We start from the raw sequence: 663 nt of genomic DNA, 5'->3' as shown, positions 1-663 counted from the left end.
GTCGAGGGGCCTTCCGGCATCATCGAAGACCTTCCCGTAATCGAAGATGTAAGCCTTGGCATGCATCCGCCCTTTGGTATAGACCCGAACCTTGAGCCGCTTCTCTTCGATCAATCTCACAAGGATTTTAACCAGGGCCTCTCCGTCATCGGTCTGGTCCATCAGCTCCATGGTGGAGCGGATGTTTTCGGCTGTCTCGGAAGCGATCTTCTTCACCTCGGTCCGCTTCGGGTAGGTCTCAGCCTCGAGGACCTCGGAGACCATCTCCAGCCTCCGATACCCTTCGACCAACTGCTCCAGCGTCTCGCGGTTGGTGGTGTTTCCGATCAAAAGGCGGATCTCTCTCACCCCCGCGAGCTTTTCCGCAATGCTGGTCAGACCGGAGAGGAAGAAATACCCCACGGCAAACCGCGCCACCTCCGTGGAGGAAAGGATGCGGTTGATGTGATCTACCAGTTTCTCTCTTCGATTGTCGATGATGTCATGGGCAGGCATATGTAATTTCCCCGTATTCCGAAAATTTCCGTAACCAATCGTAGGGTGGATCAAGCGAAGCGGATCCACCAATCGTAGGACCCACCAATCGTAGCGGACCCACCATTGACGCGGACCCACCATCCACCCCTTACTCCCGCTCCATCCCCGAAATACTCTTCGGTTCCT

At 55.7% G+C, this 663-nt stretch carries 1 protein-coding gene; it reads right to left on the bottom strand.

Annotated features, from left to right (window positions below; translation table 11 throughout):
* Positions 1 to 495: helicase (locus N3G78_14845; GenBank protein MCX8119193.1), on the bottom strand; the 495-nt coding region annotated here is incomplete at its 3' end.
* Positions 496 to 663 lie beyond the last annotated feature (168 nt).

The sequence above is a fragment of the Thermodesulfobacteriota bacterium genome, from assembly GCA_026415035.1.
GTDB lineage: Bacteria > Desulfobacterota > BSN033 > BSN033 > UBA1163 > RBG-16-49-23.
This window is presented reverse-complemented; position numbering and strand designations above follow the sequence as displayed.